At 66.8% G+C, this 253-nt stretch carries 1 protein-coding gene; it reads right to left on the bottom strand.

All coding sequences use genetic code 11. The features are described 5' to 3' along the window. On the bottom strand, nucleotides 1–253 hold a 253-nt coding region (locus ACQG3P_RS20830), incomplete at both ends, for a hypothetical protein (protein ID WP_426806115.1).

Raw genomic sequence — 253 nt, 5'->3', positions numbered from 1 at the left:
TTGAACGACTGGGGCTCGTCCTTCTGCACTCCGATCCCTTTGCCGTAGATGTCGCCGAGGCTGGTCTGCGCTGGGGTGTCGCCACCCTCTGCGGCCGCTACCAGGTCTTCCTCGGGGCCGAAGGCTCCCGGACTTTCGGCCTCGCCGCACCACACCTCGTATTCGCCGCGATACAGGCGGAGCGCCATGCGCGACTGACTGACGCCGAGTTGCGATCCGTCCTGCAGCGCTGCCTTGCCGTACCAGCGCTTGG

Origin of the sequence: Stenotrophomonas sp. SrG, assembly GCF_050031795.1 — a bacterium.
Lineage (GTDB): Bacteria > Pseudomonadota > Gammaproteobacteria > Xanthomonadales > Xanthomonadaceae > Stenotrophomonas > Stenotrophomonas rhizophila_A.
Note: the sequence above shows the minus strand (reverse complement) of the source record. Positions and strands in the feature narration are given on the sequence as shown.